Genomic DNA, 16,243 nt, shown 5'->3' with positions numbered 1-16,243 from the left:
TCATGTGGATTTGCTAGTGAAGGGCCGCTTGACCCGGACCCCTTTGGGGGCCATTTGCGCCCCCTTTCGTTTTTTCCCGTCTCCATTGGGCTCTCGAATGACCGTCACCGTTCCCGCTGAGTGGGCTCCGCACCGCGCCATGTGGGTGGGTTTCCCCAGCCACGCCGACCTCTGGCAGGAGGATCTGGAGCAGGCGCAGCGGGAAGTCGCCGATCTGGCCCGCGCCCTGGCCGGCCCGGGCGGCGAGCGCGTGCGCCTGATGGTGGTCGGCGACGAGGCCCAAGTCGCCGCCCGCGCCTTGCTCTCCGACACGAGCGTCGAGATCGTCCGCGGCCAGTTCGGCGACATCTGGCTGCGCGACACAGGCCCGATCTTCGTCGACCGCAACGGCGCGGCTTCCGCGGCTGGCTTCCGGTTCAACGGCTGGGGCGGCAAGTACAGCCTGGAGGGCGACGACATCGTCGCCGAGCAGATCGCCGCCGCCTCGGGCGCGCCGCTGGTGCGCAACGGCTTCATCCTCGAGGGCGGCGCCCTAGACCACGACGGCAACGGCACGATCCTGACCACGCGCCAGTGCCTGCTGAACGCCAACCGCAACACCGGCTGGGACGAGGCCTTGGCGACCTCGGCGCTGGCCGACGCCCTGGGCGCCAAGAAGGTGCTGTGGCTGGGCGATGGTTTGCTGAACGACCACACCGACGGCCACGTCGACAACCTGGCCCGCTTCGTGGCGCCGGGCGTGGTGGCCTGCCCGATGGGCTTTGGCGCCGATGATCCCAACGCCGAGGTCTATGCCGAGACCGCCCGCCTGCTGGCCGGGATGACCGACAGCCGCGGCTCGCCCCTGCAGGTCGCCCGCATCCCCTCGCCGGGGCTGATCCTGGACGAGGACGGCGAACCGATCCCCGCCTCGCACATGAACTTCCTGATCGCCAACGAGGCGGTCATCGTGCCGATCTACGCCGAGGAGTCGGGCGCCTTCGCCGTCGAGGTGACCAAGGGCCTGTTCCCCGAGCGGCAGGTGATCGGCCTGCCGTCCAACGCCATCCTGACCGGCGGCGGCTCGTTCCACTGCATCAGCCAGCAGGAGCCCGTCTAATGGCCCGCATGCTCAGCGTCGCCGCGATCCAGACTTCGTACGGCATGGATCTGCAAGCCAACATCAAGAAGACCGAACACTTCATCCGTGAAGCGGCGTCCAAGGGCGCGCAGGTCATCCTGCCGTCGGAGCTGTTCCAGGGGCCGTACTTCTGCGTCGCCCAGGAAGAGCGTTGGTTCGCGCAAGCCCATCCATGGCGCGAGCACCCGGTGGTCAAGGCCATCGCGCCCCTGGCTGGCGAGCTGGGCGTGGTGATCCCGATCTCGATCTTCGAGCGCGAGGGCCCGCACTACTTCAACAGCCTGGTGATGGCCGACGCCGATGGTTCGCTGCTGGGCCTCTATCGCAAGAGCCATATCCCCGACGGTCCGGGCTATATGGAGAAGTACTACTTCCGGCCCGGCGACACCGGCTTCAAGGTCTGGGACACGCGCTTCGGCCGCCTGGGCGTCGGCATCTGCTGGGACCAGTGGTACCCGGAGGCCGCCCGCGCCATGGCCCTGATGGGCGCCGAGGCCCTGTTCTATCCGACCGCCATCGGCAGCGAGCCGCATGACGCGAGCCTGGACACCGCCCTGCCGTGGCGTCGAGCCATGCAGGGCCACGCCGTCTCGAACGTGATCCCGGTGGTCGGCGCCAACCGCATCGGCTTCGAGCCGTGGGACGGCTATCCGAACGGCGGCCAGACCTTCTACGGCTCGTCGTTCATCGCCGATCATCGCGGCGACCTGGTCAGCGAGCTGGGCCGCGCCGACGAGGGCCTGGTCAACGCGACCTTCGATCTGGACTTCCTGACGACGCACCGCGCGGCCTGGGGCTTCTTCCGTGATCGCCGGCCGGAGTTCTATCAGGCGCTGGCCGCCGGTCGCCCCGCATGATCAGCACCGACCGCCTGGTTCTGCGCCCGGCGGTCGACGCCGACCGCGACGTCATCGCAGCCATGAACGGCGACGCGCGGGTCGGCGCCTGGCTGGGCGGCGTGCGCGGCCGGGCCGAGAGCGACGCCTTCGTCGACCGGGTTCAGGCCCATCAGGCCGAGCATGGCTTCGGCTTCTGGGTCGTCGAGCGCCGGGCCGACGCGCGCGTGGTCGGCATGACGGGTCTCTGGTGGGTTCCGCCAGAGATGGCCATGCCCAAGGCGGTCGAGATCGGCTCGCGCTTCCATCCCGAGGCTTGGGGCCAGGGCTACGCCACCGAGGCGGCCAAGGCGGCGCTGGCCTACGGCTTCGAGACCCTGCGGCTGCCCGAGATCATCGCCTTCACCGCCCGCGCGAACCTGGCCTCGCAGAGCGTCATGCGCCGGATCGGCATGAGCCACGACCCGGCCCAGGACTTCGATCATCCGGGCCTGGCGGAGAACGATCCGTTGCGCGCCCACGTGGTGTTCGTGGCGAAGGCCTGAGAGAACACGAAGCTCCCAAAAGCTGGTTATCCCGGCCGCGGCGACGCGGAGAGTCGGGATGACAAGGATCGAAGGCTTCAGCTAGCCGGGCAGTTAACGGGCGGGCCACTAGCCTTCGAGGCCTTCACCTCTTCGCGCGCCTTGGCCAGATCGGCCATGAAGCCCGGATCGTCGTGCAGCCGCGTGACCAGGGCCGAGCCCAGATAGCGCCCCGCCTCGACATCGCTCTGGAAGTGGACGCCGCAGACGATGCGGCTGTCACCGAACGCCTTGCCGCGCGCCAGGATCGGGCTGGCCTTGTCGGGGACCAGCTCGGCGATCACCGAGGCCCAGGCCCAGCCGATCAGGCCGTGGCCGGACGGATAGGAGCCGTCGGTGTTGATCCAGGCCTCGCGCGGCACGCAGATCGGCGCGGTGTTGCCGACCGGCGGACGGGGGCGCTGATAGACCGACTTGGCCGGCTGGTAGATCTTGGCCGCGTCGTCGGTCAGGCGCAGCAGCATGTTGGCCAGGGTCGGGGTCGCTTCGGCGCTCAGCGTGACGCCGGCCGCGCAAGAGAAGGCCTTCATGCCGTTCTTGCCCGAGAGGTCCGCGTCGGCGATCGCTTGGCTCCAGGTCTCGGTATTGGCCAGCTTGCGGGTCTGGTCGAACTGGGCGCGTTCGGCCTTGCCGCGCGGGCTGTCCGGCGCGGGCGGCGGGCCGATGATGGTCGCCGCGTCGATCCCGCCATTGCCACCGAGATAGCCGGGCGGCGGCTTCACCCAACCGGCCGAGGGGGGCGCCGTGGCGACCTTCGTCGCCGGCGCGGCGCTATGCGCGAAAGGATTGGGCAGGCCGTCGACGGCCGAACAGCCAGTCAGGGCCAGGCCCGAGGCGACGGCGGCGATGAGCGCGAAACGGGTCATCGAATGCATCCGTATGGTCATTCGCCCACAGAGCCGCGGGAAAGTCGTGCGTCAAGCGAAAGCGGATTGACGACCAGATATGTTATTTCATAACACTTCAGCGCGGCCGCTCTCCCGGCCAAGTTTCAGTCGTTTCAGGACCGCCCATGCTTCGTCGCGTCGCCTTCTCCGCCGCGAGCCTCATCGCGCTCGCCGCCGCCGTTTCCGCCCACGCCGACGCTCCGGCCGCGCCCGCGACGCCCTCGGCCTCGGAAGGCGACCAGGCGGCCAATCAGGTCGACAAGGTCGTCATCACCGCCGCGCCCTACGCGGTGTCCCTGGATACAGTGACCAGCAGCGTCAACATCGTCACCCGCGACCAGCTGGATGTCGCCCCGCCCGCCGGCCTGGGCGACATGCTGAACGGCCAGCCGGGCCTGCGCTCGACCTTTTACGGCCCCGGCGCCAGTCGCCCGGTGATCCGCGGTCTGTCGGGCCCGCGGGTGATGGTGCTGCAGAACGGCGTCGGCCAGGTCGACGCCTCGTCGCTGTCGCCTGACCACGCGGTGGCCTCCGATCCGGGCGAGGCTTCGCGGGTGGAAGTGCTGCGCGGCCCTTCGACCCTGGCCTATGGCGGCTCGGGCATTGGCGGCGTCGTGAACATCATCGACGATCGGGTGCCCTCGTCGGCTCCGGCCAACGGCTTCGAGGGCCGCCTGGCCGGCTCGGTTTCATCCGTCGACGACGGCAAGTCGATCAACGGCTCGGCCAAGTTCGGCAAGGGGCCGCTGGTCTTCGCCATCGACGCCGATCATCGCGAGAGCGGCGACTATGACGTCCCGACCGCCCCGGTCTCGGCCCGCCTGGCCAGGGCCGACGGCCTGACCGTCGATCCGGAGAAGAAGGTCCGCAACGCCGACGTCGAGGTCGACGCCTACGGCGCGGGCGTCTCCTACGTCCACGACAGCGGCTTCTTCGGGGTCTCGGTCAAGAAGATCGATACGACCTACGGCGTGCCCTACGAGCAGATCCTGGCCCCGATCGATCCGAACGCCGAGGGCCCGGTCTCGATCCACCTGCAGCAGACCCGCTACGATGTGCGCGGCGAGCAGGATGTCGACCTCGGGCCGTTCGACAAGGTCCGCCTGTCGGTCGGCCACGCCAAGTACGAGCACGCCGAGATCGGCGTCGACAGCGGCGAGGTCGGCACCCGCTTCCTGTCGGACGGCACCGAGGGCCGCCTCGAGCTGGTCCAGAAGGAGCGTGATGGCTGGCAGGGCGCGGTGGGCTTCCAGGCCCTGAAGCGCCACTTCGAGGCCATCGGCGACGAGGCCTTCGTGCCCTCGACCGACATCAAGGAATACGGCGTCTTCACCCTGCAGCGCCTGGACAAGGGCGACTGGGGGATCGACGCGGGCCTGCGCTTCGACAGCCGCGAGCTGAAGACCAGCTTCGCCGACAAGACCTTCGACAATGTCTCGGGTTCGCTGGGCGTGTTCTACAAGCCGGCCGAGCACCAGTTCGTGGCCCTGACCGTGTCGCGCAACGGCCGCGCCCCGACCGAGGCCGAACTGTTCGCCGACGGCCCGCACCCGGGCACCGGCGGCTACGAAGTCGGCGACGCCGACCTGAAGTCCGAGAAGGTGGTCTCGGTCGAGGCGACCTATCGCTACACCGGCGATCGCCTGCGCGCCGAAGCCCACCTGTGGGGCGCCCAGTACAACGGCTTCATCGAGGAGGCCCGCACGGGCGCCGTCGAGGACGGTCTGCCGGTGTTCCAGTACAGCCAGACCGACGCCAAGTTCCACGGCGCCGAGGTCGAGGCCTCATACGTCGCCTGGCGACAAGGCGCCCAGTCGCTGAAGCTGGAGACGTCCTACGACTGGGTACGCGGCTCGACCGACCTGGGCGTGCCGGCCCGCGTGCCGCCGTGGGCCGTGACTGGCCGCGCCATCTGGAGCACCGGCCGCCTGGACGTCCAGGGCGAGGTTCGCCGCGTGGCCAGCCAGAACCGCGTCTCGGCCTTCGAGCTGCCCACCGACAGTTACACCCAGGTCAACGCCATGGTGACCTACAAGCCGATCGCCGACTCCGGCCTTCGCGTGTTCATCGACGGCCGCAACCTGACCAACGAGACCATCCGCGAGCACGTCTCGTTCCTGAAGGACTTCGCGCCGTCGCCGGGCCGCTCGGTCCGCGCCGGCTTCGCCTGGCGCTTCTGATCCCCGAAGCGCGAAACCGCTCGCACCTTCGCTTGGCGCTTCCAAGCGTCACGCGAAGCGCGGGCCTCTCGACCAGCCCCAGAGAGGTCCGCCGCGCGCCGGGACCTGGCCCATACGCCGGGTCCCGGACTGCATCCCATCCCTTGGAAGTCTCCAGCCTCTCCGCTCGCGCGCCCGGTGAATAACGGTCGTCGAGTCTCGCTATGACAGCGGTCCAGATTGCCGGTTCCCCTGGGATCGGCTAGAACGCCGGACCCTTCGCGGTCGTCTTGAAGCCTTCGAGCGTCCGTTTTTTATTTTGTCGTAGAGCTCTTCATGGAAACGACCCAGTCCGCCGGCCAGATCTCCGGCAATGTCCTGTTCTACAATTCGCCAGAACCGCTGAATCGCGAACAGCACGCCAAGCTGGCGCTGGTGCACAAGGAAAAGCCGTACGCCTTCGCCGCCGCCGGCACCGCCGTGCCGCTGACGGTCTCGGAATTTGGTCCGGCCGCCCTGACCTTCCCGGTGATCTTCGCCGGTGACGATCGCGTGCCGCTGGCCGTGATGGGCCTGAACAACGCCGAGAACCTTTTCATCGGCGCCGACGGTTCGGTCGAGCCGAACGTCTACATCCCGGCCTATATCCGCCGCTATCCGTTCGTTCTGGCCAATGACGACGGCCAAGACCGCCTGATCGTCTGCATCGACCGCGGTTCGGAACTGCTGAGCGAGCAAGGCCAGACCCCGCTGTTCGACGCCAAGGGCGAACCGACCGAATACACCCAGCAGTGCATCAAGTTCTGCGACGACTTCGAGCTGGAGCGTCGCCGCACCGACTCGTTCATCGCCCTGCTGAAGGAACTGGACCTGTTCGAGCTGAAGAAGGCCACCTTCCAGCCGCAGGACGAAACCGGCGCCGCCTCGGGCGAGCCGGTCACCGTCGCCGAGTACTACGGCGTCTCGGAAGAGAAGCTGAACAAGCTGTCGGCTGAAAAGCTGAAGGAGCTGCAGGAAAACGGCGCCCTGGCCCAGATCTACGCGCACCTGGTGTCGCTGCTCGGCTGGGACCGTCTGGTCAACAAGACCATGATGCGTCAGGTCGAAGCCGAGACCGCCGTCGCCGCCACGAGCCTGAACTAAGGTTCGGCGACAGCTGAAAGACAAAAGGGCGGCGGAGCTTCGGCTCCGCCGCCCTTTTTCTTGGCGAAACTCAGCGCGCGAAGATGCTGCGGGTCAGGCAGGAAAAGACCAGGCGGCCGGCCTCGTCCAGCAGGTCGTGCTGGGCGATGACGATGCCCTTGCCCTCGCCGACGGGATCCTTGCCCATCACGGTCATGCGGCCGCGCAGCAGCTCGCCGACCGGCGGGTTGCGCATCCAGCGCAGGGCGTCGACGCCCAGGCGCTTGGTCTGCGGCCAGGCGGCGCTGGCCTCGCCGTCGAGGCGGGTCCAGATGGCGAAGACCATGCCGTCCGGGGCGCCGTTCTCGACCGGCCAGCCAGGTGTGAACGCGGCGATGAAGGCGTCCAGCGCCTTGCCGTCCACGGCCCGCGAGCCCAGGTTCACGACCTGGCCGATCTCGATATCGTCGAACGCGGCGGGCATGGGCGGCTCCGGTTAATTCCACTGAGAACGAGCCTGTTTATCCATTTCGGGTGAATCACCCGAAATGGACAGGCTCTCTCGACTGTCTGCCGCGTCTTCTCCATTGTCGAGCCGGCTAGGCGGGGCCATGTGTGCGTCCGCTGACTTTTCGCCCTCCGGACCCGCGCATGTTCCTCAAGAGAGCCGTCCTCGCCCTGCAAGCCTTGCTGGCCGCGAGCCTTTTGGCCGGCGCCGCCGTGGCTGGGCCGGTGGTCAATTCCGGGCACATCGAGTCCGAACTGGTTGCGCAGGAGACCGGCATCGCGCCGGGCGGCACGGCCTATGTGGCCCTGCGCCAGAAGATCATTCCGGGCTGGCACACCTATTGGCGCAATCCGGGCGACGCGGGCGAGGCGACCAAGATCACCTGGACCCTGCCGGCCGGCTGGAAGGCTGGCGACATGGTCTGGCCGACGCCAAAGACCGCCAAGCTGGGCCCGTTGCTCGACTATGCCTATGAGGGCGAGGTCTTCATCCCCGTGCCGATAACCGCGGCGGCCGATGCTCAGGTCGGGACCACGATCAGCCTTACCGCCGACGTCTTCTACCTGGTCTGCGAACAGGTCTGCGTGCCTGAGGAGGCCAAGCTCTCCCTGCTGCTGCCGGTCGTGGCCGCGCCGGCCGCCGATCCCAAGTGGGGGCCGGTCGTCGGTGACGTCCTGGCCAAGGCGCCCAAGCCGGCGGGCCTGAGGGCGGTGTTCAAGCTGGACGGTCAAACTCTGAAGCTGGCCGTGATCGGCGACCCGCTGAAGGGCGCCGACATGACCGGCGCCTATTTCTTCCCCTATTCGCCCAAGGCCATCGAGCACGCCGCCGACCAGATCGTCGATCGCGGCCCCGAGGGCCTGACCCTGTCGCTGAAGCCCGGATACGACTTCGTCGGCGGCGGGACCGCGCCGGCCGAGGTGGCTGGGGTGATCTCGACCAAGGCCGGGGCCTGGGAGATCACCGCGACGCCGGGCGAGCCGCCCGCGACCGCCGCCGGAATGGGGCCGCCGCCCGCCGAGAAGGCCGCGGCGGACGGGAAGGTCTCGGGCGGTCTGGCCGGCGCCTTGCTGTTCGCCTTCGTCGGCGGTCTGATCCTGAACCTGATGCCGTGCGTCTTCCCGGTGTTGTCGATGAAGGCCGCCAGCCTGGCCGGCCATGCCCACGACGCCGGCAAGACCCGCCTGCAGGGCCTCGTCTTCCTGCTGGGCGTCGTGACGACCTTCCTGGCCCTGGCCGGCCTGTTGCTGGCCGTGCGGGCCGGCGGCGCCGCGGTGGGCTGGGGCTTCCAGCTGCAGTCGCCGCTGGTGATCGCGGGCCTGGGCCTGCTGATGCTGCTGGTCGCCCTGAACATGTCGGGCGTCTTCGAGATCGGGACCTCGGTGCAGAACGTCGGATCGGGCGCCTCGGCTCAGGGCGGAGCGACCGGCGCCTTCTTCACCGGCGCCCTGGCCGTCGTCGTGGCCGCGCCCTGCACCGCGCCGTTCATGGCCGGGGCCCTGGGCTACGCCCTGACTCAGCCGCCCCTCGTGGCGCTGGCGGTTTTCTTGGCCCTGGCCCTGGGTTTCGCCGCCCCATTCGTCGCGGTGGCCTTCATCCCGGGTCTCCTGAAGCTGCTGCCGCGTCCCGGCGCGTGGATGGACGTGCTGAAGAAGGGCTTGGCCTTCCCGATGTACGGCGCGGCTCTGTGGCTGACCTGGGTGTTCGCCCAGCAGTCCGGCCCGATCGCCCTGGGCCAGCTGCTGACCGCCGGTGTGCTGGCCGCCTTCGGAGCCTGGCTCTACGGTCTCGCCCAGAACCGTCGCGCGGCGGGCAAGGGCGGAATGGTCTCGATGATCATCGCCCTGCTGGCCGTCGTCGCCGCTATCGTCCTGGCCGCCTCCGCCGCCCTGGCCGCCCAGCCAACGACCGCCGCCGTCGCGGGCGAGGCCGCGCCTTCGGGTCCTGGCCTCGCCGCCGAGGTCTGGTCGCCGGAGAAGGTGAAAGAACTCCAGGCCGCCGGCCGGCCGATCCTGGTCGACTTCACCGCGGCCTGGTGTGTGACCTGCCAGGTCAACGAGAAGGTGGCGCTGTCCGGTTCCAAGGTCGCCGAGGCCTTCAAGGCCAGGAACGCCGTCTATCTGAAGGCCGACTGGACCAATCGCGACCCGGTCATCGCCCAAGCGCTCGCCGAGTTCGACCGCGTCGGCGTGCCGCTCTACGTGGTCTATCCGAAGAATGGCGGCGCGCCGGTCATCCTGCCGCAGCTGCTGACCGAAGGGATGGTCATCGAGGCGATCGAGAAGGCCGGAGCCTAGTTACTTCTTCTTCTCGTTCCCGAAAGGCAGCCTGTCCTTGACCTTGTCCAGCGGAGTCTTGGTCACGACCAGCGGCGGCGGGATCACCGGCGCGGCGGTCTTGACCGGGTAGGCGCGCCAGCCGGTCTGGATCAGGGCGGTAAAGCCCTGGCACTTGGGCAGGTAGCGAACCATGCCGGTGCGCGGCTTGGCGAACGGCGGGGCTTGAGTGAACTCCTGCCGCTTGGGATCGACGAAGCGCCAGTCGGTCGGCAGGCCATAGCCCTTCTCGCCGCCCAGCCGCACGGCCTGATAGGCGAGGTTGGCCTGGAACGGCGTGACGCCGTATTTCAGCATGGCCCGCAGGAAGATGGCGTCGGCCTCCTCGCGCTTGCCTGGCTCGCCGATCGTGTAGAGCCAATCGTGGATGATGGCCGCGCGAGCGGTCGGTCCCTGCGGGTCGACGAAGCCTTGGCCGTACCAGGGCACGCTGGCGAAGTCGGTCACGTACCAGCGCGGCACCACGATCACCTTACCGGTCTCGACGTCGCAGTAGGGGAACTCGGCGTCCAGGGTGAACAGCTTGCGGCCGTCCTTGGTCTGGTTGAACAGCATGATCGGCTGCGGCGTCAGCGAGCTGGGCAGCACGGGCGCGACGACCGGCACGAAGACGGTGGTGTTCGTCTCGCTGGCGCAGGCGGCGAGGAGCAGGCCGGAGCCGACGACGGCGGCGAGGGTCTTGGTGCGGGACATCGAGCCAGGGAGAGCAGGGAGGATCAGGACGATCTTCTGAGCGCCCGGCGGTCAGGTATCAAGCGACCATGGCGAAGTTTCGGCCTTGGGCCGCCGGCTCCTAGAGCCTGTTTACTCGGTTTAACCGCTCACACTTGAACCTAACGCGCTCTAGGCCGCGGGTTGAGGCGGGGCGGTGATCACTTCGACATTGTCGTTCAGCAGATAGGCCATGTCGCGCAGGGCCAGGTCCTGGGCCTTGATCGTCGTGGCCGCGCCCACGGCCGCGAGTTTCTCGGGCAGGTCCTGGCTGATGCCGCGCAGGATGCACTTGAGGTCGTCGACCGCGCCGCGTTCCTTCAGGGTCACGTGGCCCTTCATGTCCAAGGCGGAGAGGTCGCCGATGCGGCCTGAGAAGGCGTCGAAGCCCTTCAGCTTCAGCGCCGCGCCTGCCGGGCCGGCCTTGGCCAGCGTCTGGCGGTAGGCTTCGGTCTCGGCCTTCAGCTGCTTGGCGCGCCTGATGATGTCGAGGAACAAGGGCTCGCCCGCCACGGACCGTGGGGCGGCGGGCTGTTGCATGACCGCTGGACTTGGCCCAGCAGCCTGCCCAGGATTGAACGATGCCATCCAGAGCATGGCGGAAAAGGCGACGGCGTCACAGGACATGGGGGACTCGCGCAAAAAACGTCATTGGTCTGCCATGACGTGGCGGCAGCCGTTTGATAAGCCCGGTTTCGTAAACAGCGATTTACCACGTTCGAAAGAAGGACTGCTCATGGCCGATCTCGACGCCGCTTGGACCCGCCTGGAAACCGCCGCCAAGGCCGCGGGCGAACAGCGCATCGTCGACTTCTTCGTGGCCGAGCCGGACCGCCTGGATCTCCTGACCCTTGACGTCGCCGGCCTGCACCTGGATCTCTCGAAGCAGGCCTGGGACGAGGCCGGCCTGGAGGCGGCGCTCGACCTCGCCCACGCGGCGGACGTCGAAGGCGCTCGCGCCCGGATGTTCGGCGGCGACGCGATCAATTCGTCCGAGGGTCGCGCGGTGCTGCACGCGGCCCTGCGCGCACCGGCGGACGCCGACTTCAAGGCCCTGGGGCAGCCGGTGATGGCCGAGGTCGACGCCGTCCGCCAGCGGATGAAGGCCTTCGCCGACGCCGTCCGTTCGGGTGAGATCAAGGGCGCGACCGGCAAGCCGTTCAAGGCGATCCTGCATATCGGCATCGGCGGGTCGGACCTTGGCCCGCGCCTGCTATGGGACGCCCTGCGCCCGGTGAAGACCCAGATCGACCTGCGCTTCATCGCCAATGTCGACGGCGCCGAGTTCGCCCTGACCACGGCGGACATGGACCCGGAAGAGACCCTGGTGATCGTCGTTTCCAAGACCTTCACGACGCAGGAGACCCTGGCCAATGCCGGCGCGGCCCGCGCCTGGCTGGCCGCGGCCTTGGGCGAGACCGGAGCGAAACAGCATCTGGCCGCGATCTCGACCGCCTTGGACAAGACCGCCGCCTTCGGCGTTCCCGATGACCGCGTGTTCGGCTTCTGGGACTGGGTCGGCGGCCGCTATTCGCTGTGGTCGTCGGTCAGCCTGTCGGTGGCCGTCGCGGCAGGTTGGGACGCGTTCCAGGGCTTCCTGGACGGCGGCGCGGCCATGGACGAGCACTTCCGCACCGCGCCGTTGGACAAGAACGCGCCGGTGCTGGTGGCCCTGGCCCAGATCTTCAATCGCAATGGCCTGGACCGTCGCGCCCGTTCGGTTGTTCCGTATTCGCACCGTCTGCGCCGCCTGGCGTCGTTCCTGCAGCAGCTGGAGATGGAGTCGAACGGCAAGTCGGTCGGTCCGGACGGCCAGCCGGTCAAGCGCGGCACCGCCACGGTGGTGTTCGGCGACGAGGGCACGAACGTTCAGCACGCCTATTTCCAGTGCATGCACCAGGGCACGGACATCACGCCGATGGAGCTGATCGGCGTCGCCAAGTCGGACGAGGGGCCGGCCGGGATGCATGAGAAGCTGCTGTCGAACCTGCTGGCCCAGGCCGAGGCCTTCATGGTCGGTCGGACCACGGAGGATGTCGTCGCCGAGCTTCAGGCCAAGGGCGTCTCGGAAGCCGAGATCGCCACCCTGGCCCCGCAGCGCACCTTCGCCGGCAACCGGCCCTCGACCCTGGTGGTGCTGGAGCGCCTGACGCCCCGCACGTTCGGCGCCCTGATCGCGCTCTATGAGCACAAGACCTTCGTCGAAGGCGTGATCTGGGGGATCAATTCCTTCGACCAGTGGGGCGTCGAGCTGGGCAAGGTGATGGCGGGCCGCATCCTGCCTGAACTCGAGAGCGGAACGACGGGCCAGCACGACCCGTCGACCACGGCGTTGATCCAGCGGCTACGGAAATAGCCGCCCGGCCCCGCGTCAGAACGTCTTGCGCACCCGGAGCGAAACAAAGGTGCGCGGGTCGATCGCCCGGTCCTCGACATAGGCCACGGCCCGTTCCGGCGCGCGGTTGGAGAACACGGTGCGGCGGATGGTGTAGTCGTCCCAGAGGTTCAGCTGGGCGCGGATCGCCAGGGTCGGAGTCGGCTTATATTCGGTGAAGAACTCGTAGTAGTTCGCGCCGCGCCAGACATTGGTCTGGTCGACGTCATAGGTGCCCTGGCCGAGCAGCGGCAGCCAGTTGACGCCCCACTGGATGCGGTGCTTGGGCAGGTCCTGCTGGAAGCCGATATTGGCCTGGGTCGGACGCACCCGGGTGATCGGACGATCCTTGCCGGTCGTCGGATCCTTCACGTGGGTCTCGTTCCAGTCGTTCTTGAACGTGAAGCGGCCGCCCGGGATGCCCAGCTTGTCGGTCGGCACCACGATGTTCAGCGACAGGCGGTCCAGCGTGCCGTCGCCGATATTGCCGGTGGCCGACAGGTTGTCCGGCAGCGGCAGGCGGTCGATCACGCCGATGATCTCGTCATGGCGATAGCCGATCGAGACGATGCCCTGGCCCCAGAAGCGGCGCTCATAGCTGATCTCGCTGATCCAGCGCTGCTCGGGCTTGAGGTCGACATTGCCGCCATAGACGGTCTCGTCCTCCAGGTCCGACGAGGCGGCGAAGTCGTTGAAGTCCAGCTGGCCCAGTTCGCGCTCGAAGCGCACCCGCAGCTGGTTGTCGGCCATCGGCGTCCAGGTCGCCAGGAAGCGGGGCTTGGCGTAGAAGAAGCTCTTCTCGTTCTCGGCGTCGCCCGTCTGCTTGATCGTCGACTTCTCCAGCCGCAGCCCGCCCTCCAGCGTCAGCTTGGGGTTCACGCGCCAGGTCGCCTTGGTGAAGGCCTCGCCGCGCAGCTCCTCGACCTTGACCGACGCCGAGGGCAGGGGCACGGCCACGCCGCCGACGCTGTAGGCCTGCTTCACGTCCAGCATGTTGTAGGCCACTTCGCCGCCGGCCTCGATGGTCAGGGCCTTGGAGAAGTCGTGGCGCAACAGGCCGCGCAGGATCGCCTCGGTGCTGTCGCCATCGGCCGTGAAGCGCTGCTGGGCGCTTTGCGTCCCGTTCAGGGTCTCGTCGCTGGTCGAGGCGTTGTCGAAGTTCTCGCCCGTGAACATCGCCCGGGTCTCCAGGTTCCACTTCGGGGCCAGGGGGCGGGTGTAGGTCAGGCCCAGCTCGGTGGTGTGGCTCTCCTCGGCATAGTCGCTGCGGCGCAGGGCCGTGGCCGAGGTCAGTTCCTGCCACTGCTGCCAGTCGTTGACGCCATAGCGCGCGGTGCCTTCCAGCTTGCCGCCCTTGAACGGGGTCGAGAAGTTGCCGCGAACGCCGCGCCCGCCGCCATAGCCGTCGTTCAGGTACTTCTCGTCGCGGATCACCTGGCCGGTCCCGTCGCGGCGCACGTTCACGCCCGGGCCATTGCTGTCGCTGCTGCCCATGCCGTCGCTGAGCGTGAGGCTCCAGGTCTTGTCGCCGTTGGTGTTGTTGAACTGGTAGCTGCCGCCGTAGATGTCGTGGCCGCCGTCGAAGATCATGGCGTTCCAGGTCAGGATCGACTGCTGGCTGGCGCCCTTCTTCAGGATCACGTTCACGACGACCGAATAGCCCTGCATGTCGATGCCCGGCGCCCCGCCGCGGATCAGCTCGATGCGCTCGACCTGGGTGGCCGGGGTGCGGTTCATGACGCTCGAGCCGGCGTCGTTCTTCGAGGCCGGACGGTCGCCGTTGATCAGGATGTTGCCGACCGCGCCCTCGAAGCCGCGCGCCCCGGTGCCGTCGTTGACGATGAAGCCCGGCACCCGGTTGATCATGTCCAGGGCGGTGTTGGGACGCTGAGCGGCGAAGAACTCCGGCTGGAACACCAGCACGCCGCGCTGGCTGCTGTCGTCCAGCGGCGCCCCCGAGAAAGGTTTTGGGTCCGTGGGGCCGGTCGGCACGGGGGTCTGGGCGGCCTCCTGGCCAGCGGGAACGGGAGCGGACGGAGCCTTGTCGGCGTCGCCGGCGTGCGCCGCGCCGGCGAGGCATAGCATGGCCGCGGTGGCCATCAGCATGGTCTTGGTCATCAACGTTCCCCTCTGTGCGGGAAGCTGTGACGGCGTGGTGTCTTTACCTCAAGTTACAAGACCGAAATGTGCATTACTTCTGAGTTATATTACAGGACGTTCATGTTTCTATACCGGCGAGCGTGTGGACAAGTCTGGACGGATTTTGCATTCGACTTAAGAAAAGCTTTACGGGCGAGTGAAAACGTCCGCCTGAACAGCGATTACTTGGCGCGTTTCAACCATCGTTCGCCGGCGGCGGTTCCTGGGGCGCTAGCGGCGGCATGTCCGCCAGCCGGGCCTCCAATGCTTGCAGGTCGGCGAAGGCCTGGCGGCGCATGATCTCTGTGCGGACCAGGATCTTGGCCCGGAGGATTTCGACGTGCGAACTCTCGGACGTGACGCCGGAAGGGGCGCCGGAGGCGGTCGATGGCGTGCGGGGCGTCGAGCGAGGTGGGCGCTTGGCCATGGAGAAACTCCTCAAGGGATTGGCGGGCGTGAGGCGACGGTCTTCCGCCGGTAAGGCCGGCGGGCTGGGGAGGCGGCGAAGCGTCCGGGCGACGCCCGGAGGGGTAGTGGAGTTGACCGTTTCGACGTGACCCGGGCGCTCCGCGCGGTTGTCGATGCGGAAGCCTTCGGGGGCGCGGGGTCTTAATCCGCTCCCGACGTTTGGGCCTCCGGCGGGCGGAGGGGAAAGCGACCCCTCCGGACCGCGTGGGCGATTTCAGCCCACGCCTTTGGCGCCTGTCGAACCTTCGCCGCCAGCCTTTCGTCCCATGTTTCAGGGAGCCCGTGCTGGATCGGTCGCGAAGGCGCCTCCGAAGAGGCCCCGACGAGCGCCGCCCGCTCAACCGCCCCCGCCGCCCGTCAGGTCGCCAGCTGGACGGCCTCCCCAGCGGTGGGGCGAGGAGAAGTATGGGGGTGTCCCTGAGCGCCGATCATTCAGGGGCGCGAAAAAGTGGGAAGGGATTGATTTCGTGAGGGTCTGTATCGCGAACGCCGGGGATGGAGCGCGCTCGATCCCCATAGATCTTCCCCCGCGTCGCGGGGGAGGTGGCCCAGAGGGCCGGAGGGGGCGAGCTGGGCCAATGTCCAGTTGGCCCCCTCAGCCGGCTTCGCCGGCAGCTCCCCCGCATCGCGGGGGAGCATCTGGCGCGCGCGACCTCTTCCCCTCCAAGCCGCCATCCGACCCCCGAGGTCGGAGCCATCCTTACATCTCACGGCGAGACGATCGCAGGGCTGATCAGGTCACTCAAGGATGGCTTCGCCACCGCGCGCGGCGACGCGCAGCGTCGTCCTTGACTGACCTGATCAGCCCTGCACGCTGCAGCCTCCAAGAGATGAAAGGCTCGCCCCGACCAAGGTCGGCTGGCGACCCCTGGGGCAAGCCGCTGGACGTTTCCGCTCTCCTCCCCCTCTTGGGGGAGGGGGACCGGCGAACGCCGGTGGAGGGGCTGACGTAGCCGCTTAGGTCGTATCGCAAGCTTTGCTTCACATTTTTGCGCACGG

13 protein-coding genes are annotated in these 16,243 nt (G+C 68.1%); 7 read left to right on the top strand and 6 right to left on the bottom strand.

Features of this window, described 5'->3' with window-relative positions; all coding sequences use genetic code 11:
• The first annotated feature begins 97 nt into the window (after positions 1–97).
• The 3 genes from ACW175_RS22920 to ACW175_RS22910 are packed head-to-tail and all read left to right on the top strand — an operon-like array spanning position 98 to position 2,501.
• On the top strand, positions 98–1,099 hold the full coding sequence (locus ACW175_RS22920; protein ID WP_492102217.1) for an agmatine deiminase family protein: 1,002 nt from the start codon (positions 98–100) through the stop codon (positions 1,097–1,099).
• The gene (gene aguB / locus ACW175_RS22915) at positions 1,099–1,977 is read left to right on the top strand and encodes an N-carbamoylputrescine amidase (RefSeq protein ID WP_492102216.1); all 879 of its coding nucleotides are present in this window, start codon (positions 1,099–1,101) and stop codon (positions 1,975–1,977) included. The genes ACW175_RS22920 and aguB overlap by 1 nt, the downstream gene beginning before the upstream one ends.
• Complete coding sequence (locus tag ACW175_RS22910) at positions 1,974–2,501, top strand: GNAT family N-acetyltransferase (RefSeq protein WP_492102215.1); 528 nt, start codon at positions 1,974–1,976, stop codon at positions 2,499–2,501. The genes aguB and ACW175_RS22910 overlap by 4 nt, the downstream gene beginning before the upstream one ends.
• A gap of 77 nt (positions 2,502–2,578) precedes the next feature.
• On the opposite strand, the gene ACW175_RS22905 is transcribed toward ACW175_RS22910, so the two are convergent.
• The gene (locus ACW175_RS22905) at positions 2,579–3,406 is read right to left on the bottom strand and encodes an acid phosphatase (RefSeq protein ID WP_492102214.1); all 828 of its coding nucleotides are present in this window, start codon (positions 3,404–3,406) and stop codon (positions 2,579–2,581) included.
• Between the two features lie 146 nt (positions 3,407–3,552).
• On the opposite strand from ACW175_RS22905, the gene ACW175_RS22900 reads away from it, so the two are divergent.
• Together ACW175_RS22900 and ACW175_RS22895 are read left to right on the top strand one after the other, a co-directional pair.
• Positions 3,553–5,607, top strand: coding sequence for a TonB-dependent receptor (locus tag ACW175_RS22900; RefSeq protein ID WP_492102213.1), 2,055 nt, complete (start codon positions 3,553–3,555; stop codon positions 5,605–5,607).
• 315 nt (positions 5,608–5,922) lie between these two features.
• Positions 5,923–6,729, top strand: a complete 807-nt coding sequence (locus tag ACW175_RS22895) for a SapC family protein (protein ID WP_492102212.1) — start codon at positions 5,923–5,925, stop codon at positions 6,727–6,729.
• A gap of 70 nt (positions 6,730–6,799) precedes the next feature.
• Here the strand turns inward: ACW175_RS22895 and ACW175_RS22890 are convergent, their stop codons facing one another.
• Entirely contained in the window at positions 6,800–7,192 is a 393-nt protein-coding gene (locus ACW175_RS22890) for a hotdog family protein (RefSeq protein WP_099581833.1), read from the bottom strand.
• A 167-nt stretch (positions 7,193–7,359) separates the two neighbouring features.
• Between ACW175_RS22890 and ACW175_RS22885 the strand changes: the two genes are divergently transcribed.
• Positions 7,360–9,513 (top strand): protein-disulfide reductase DsbD family protein, encoded by a 2,154-nt coding sequence (locus tag ACW175_RS22885; RefSeq protein WP_492102211.1) that lies wholly within the window; start codon positions 7,360–7,362, stop codon positions 9,511–9,513.
• On the opposite strand, the gene ACW175_RS22880 is transcribed toward ACW175_RS22885, so the two are convergent.
• Positions 9,514–10,245 carry a DUF1353 domain-containing protein gene (locus ACW175_RS22880; RefSeq protein WP_492102210.1) on the bottom strand — a complete coding sequence of 244 codons (732 nt, stop codon included), beginning with the start codon at positions 10,243–10,245 and terminating at the stop codon, positions 9,514–9,516.
• Positions 10,246–10,395: 150 nt separating this feature from the next.
• Positions 10,396–10,890, bottom strand: coding sequence for a hypothetical protein (locus tag ACW175_RS22875; protein WP_492102209.1), 495 nt, complete (start codon positions 10,888–10,890; stop codon positions 10,396–10,398).
• A 109-nt stretch (positions 10,891–10,999) separates the two neighbouring features.
• Between ACW175_RS22875 and pgi the strand changes: the two genes are divergently transcribed.
• Positions 11,000–12,619, top strand: coding sequence for a glucose-6-phosphate isomerase (gene pgi, locus ACW175_RS22870; protein WP_492102208.1), 1,620 nt, complete (start codon positions 11,000–11,002; stop codon positions 12,617–12,619).
• 15 nt (positions 12,620–12,634) lie between these two features.
• Here the strand turns inward: pgi and ACW175_RS22865 are convergent, their stop codons facing one another.
• Together ACW175_RS22865 and ACW175_RS22860 are read right to left on the bottom strand one after the other, a co-directional pair.
• Entirely contained in the window at positions 12,635–14,758 is a 2,124-nt protein-coding gene (locus tag ACW175_RS22865; RefSeq protein WP_492102207.1) for a TonB-dependent receptor plug domain-containing protein, read from the bottom strand.
• Positions 14,759–14,972: 214 nt separating this feature from the next.
• Positions 14,973–15,203 carry a hypothetical protein gene (locus ACW175_RS22860; RefSeq protein ID WP_492102206.1) on the bottom strand — a complete coding sequence of 77 codons (231 nt, stop codon included), beginning with the start codon at positions 15,201–15,203 and terminating at the stop codon, positions 14,973–14,975.
• Between the last annotated feature and the right edge of the window lie 1,040 nt (positions 15,204–16,243).

Source organism: Caulobacter sp. FV1ye6ST, from assembly GCF_058681225.1.
This window is presented reverse-complemented; position numbering and strand designations above follow the sequence as displayed.

Excerpts from the sequence above, each read along its gene's own strand:
- ACW175_RS22920 (WP_492102217.1), top strand. The coding sequence starts at position 98 with ATGACCGTCACCGTTCCCGCTGAGTGGGCTCCGCACCGCGCCATGTGG.
- aguB (WP_492102216.1), top strand. The coding sequence starts at position 1,099 with ATGGCCCGCATGCTCAGCGTCGCCGCGATCCAGACTTCGTACGGCATG.
- ACW175_RS22910 (WP_492102215.1), top strand. The coding sequence starts at position 1,974 with ATGATCAGCACCGACCGCCTGGTTCTGCGCCCGGCGGTCGACGCCGAC.
- ACW175_RS22905 (WP_492102214.1), bottom strand. The coding sequence starts at position 3,406 with ATGACCCGTTTCGCGCTCATCGCCGCCGTCGCCTCGGGCCTGGCCCTG.
- ACW175_RS22900 (WP_492102213.1), top strand. The coding sequence starts at position 3,553 with ATGCTTCGTCGCGTCGCCTTCTCCGCCGCGAGCCTCATCGCGCTCGCC.
- ACW175_RS22895 (WP_492102212.1), top strand. The coding sequence starts at position 5,923 with ATGGAAACGACCCAGTCCGCCGGCCAGATCTCCGGCAATGTCCTGTTC.
- ACW175_RS22890 (WP_099581833.1), bottom strand. The coding sequence starts at position 7,192 with ATGCCCGCCGCGTTCGACGATATCGAGATCGGCCAGGTCGTGAACCTG.
- ACW175_RS22885 (WP_492102211.1), top strand. The coding sequence starts at position 7,360 with ATGTTCCTCAAGAGAGCCGTCCTCGCCCTGCAAGCCTTGCTGGCCGCG.
- ACW175_RS22880 (WP_492102210.1), bottom strand. The coding sequence starts at position 10,245 with ATGTCCCGCACCAAGACCCTCGCCGCCGTCGTCGGCTCCGGCCTGCTC.
- ACW175_RS22875 (WP_492102209.1), bottom strand. The coding sequence starts at position 10,890 with ATGTCCTGTGACGCCGTCGCCTTTTCCGCCATGCTCTGGATGGCATCG.
- pgi (WP_492102208.1), top strand. The coding sequence starts at position 11,000 with ATGGCCGATCTCGACGCCGCTTGGACCCGCCTGGAAACCGCCGCCAAG.
- ACW175_RS22860 (WP_492102206.1), bottom strand. The coding sequence starts at position 15,203 with ATGGCCAAGCGCCCACCTCGCTCGACGCCCCGCACGCCATCGACCGCC.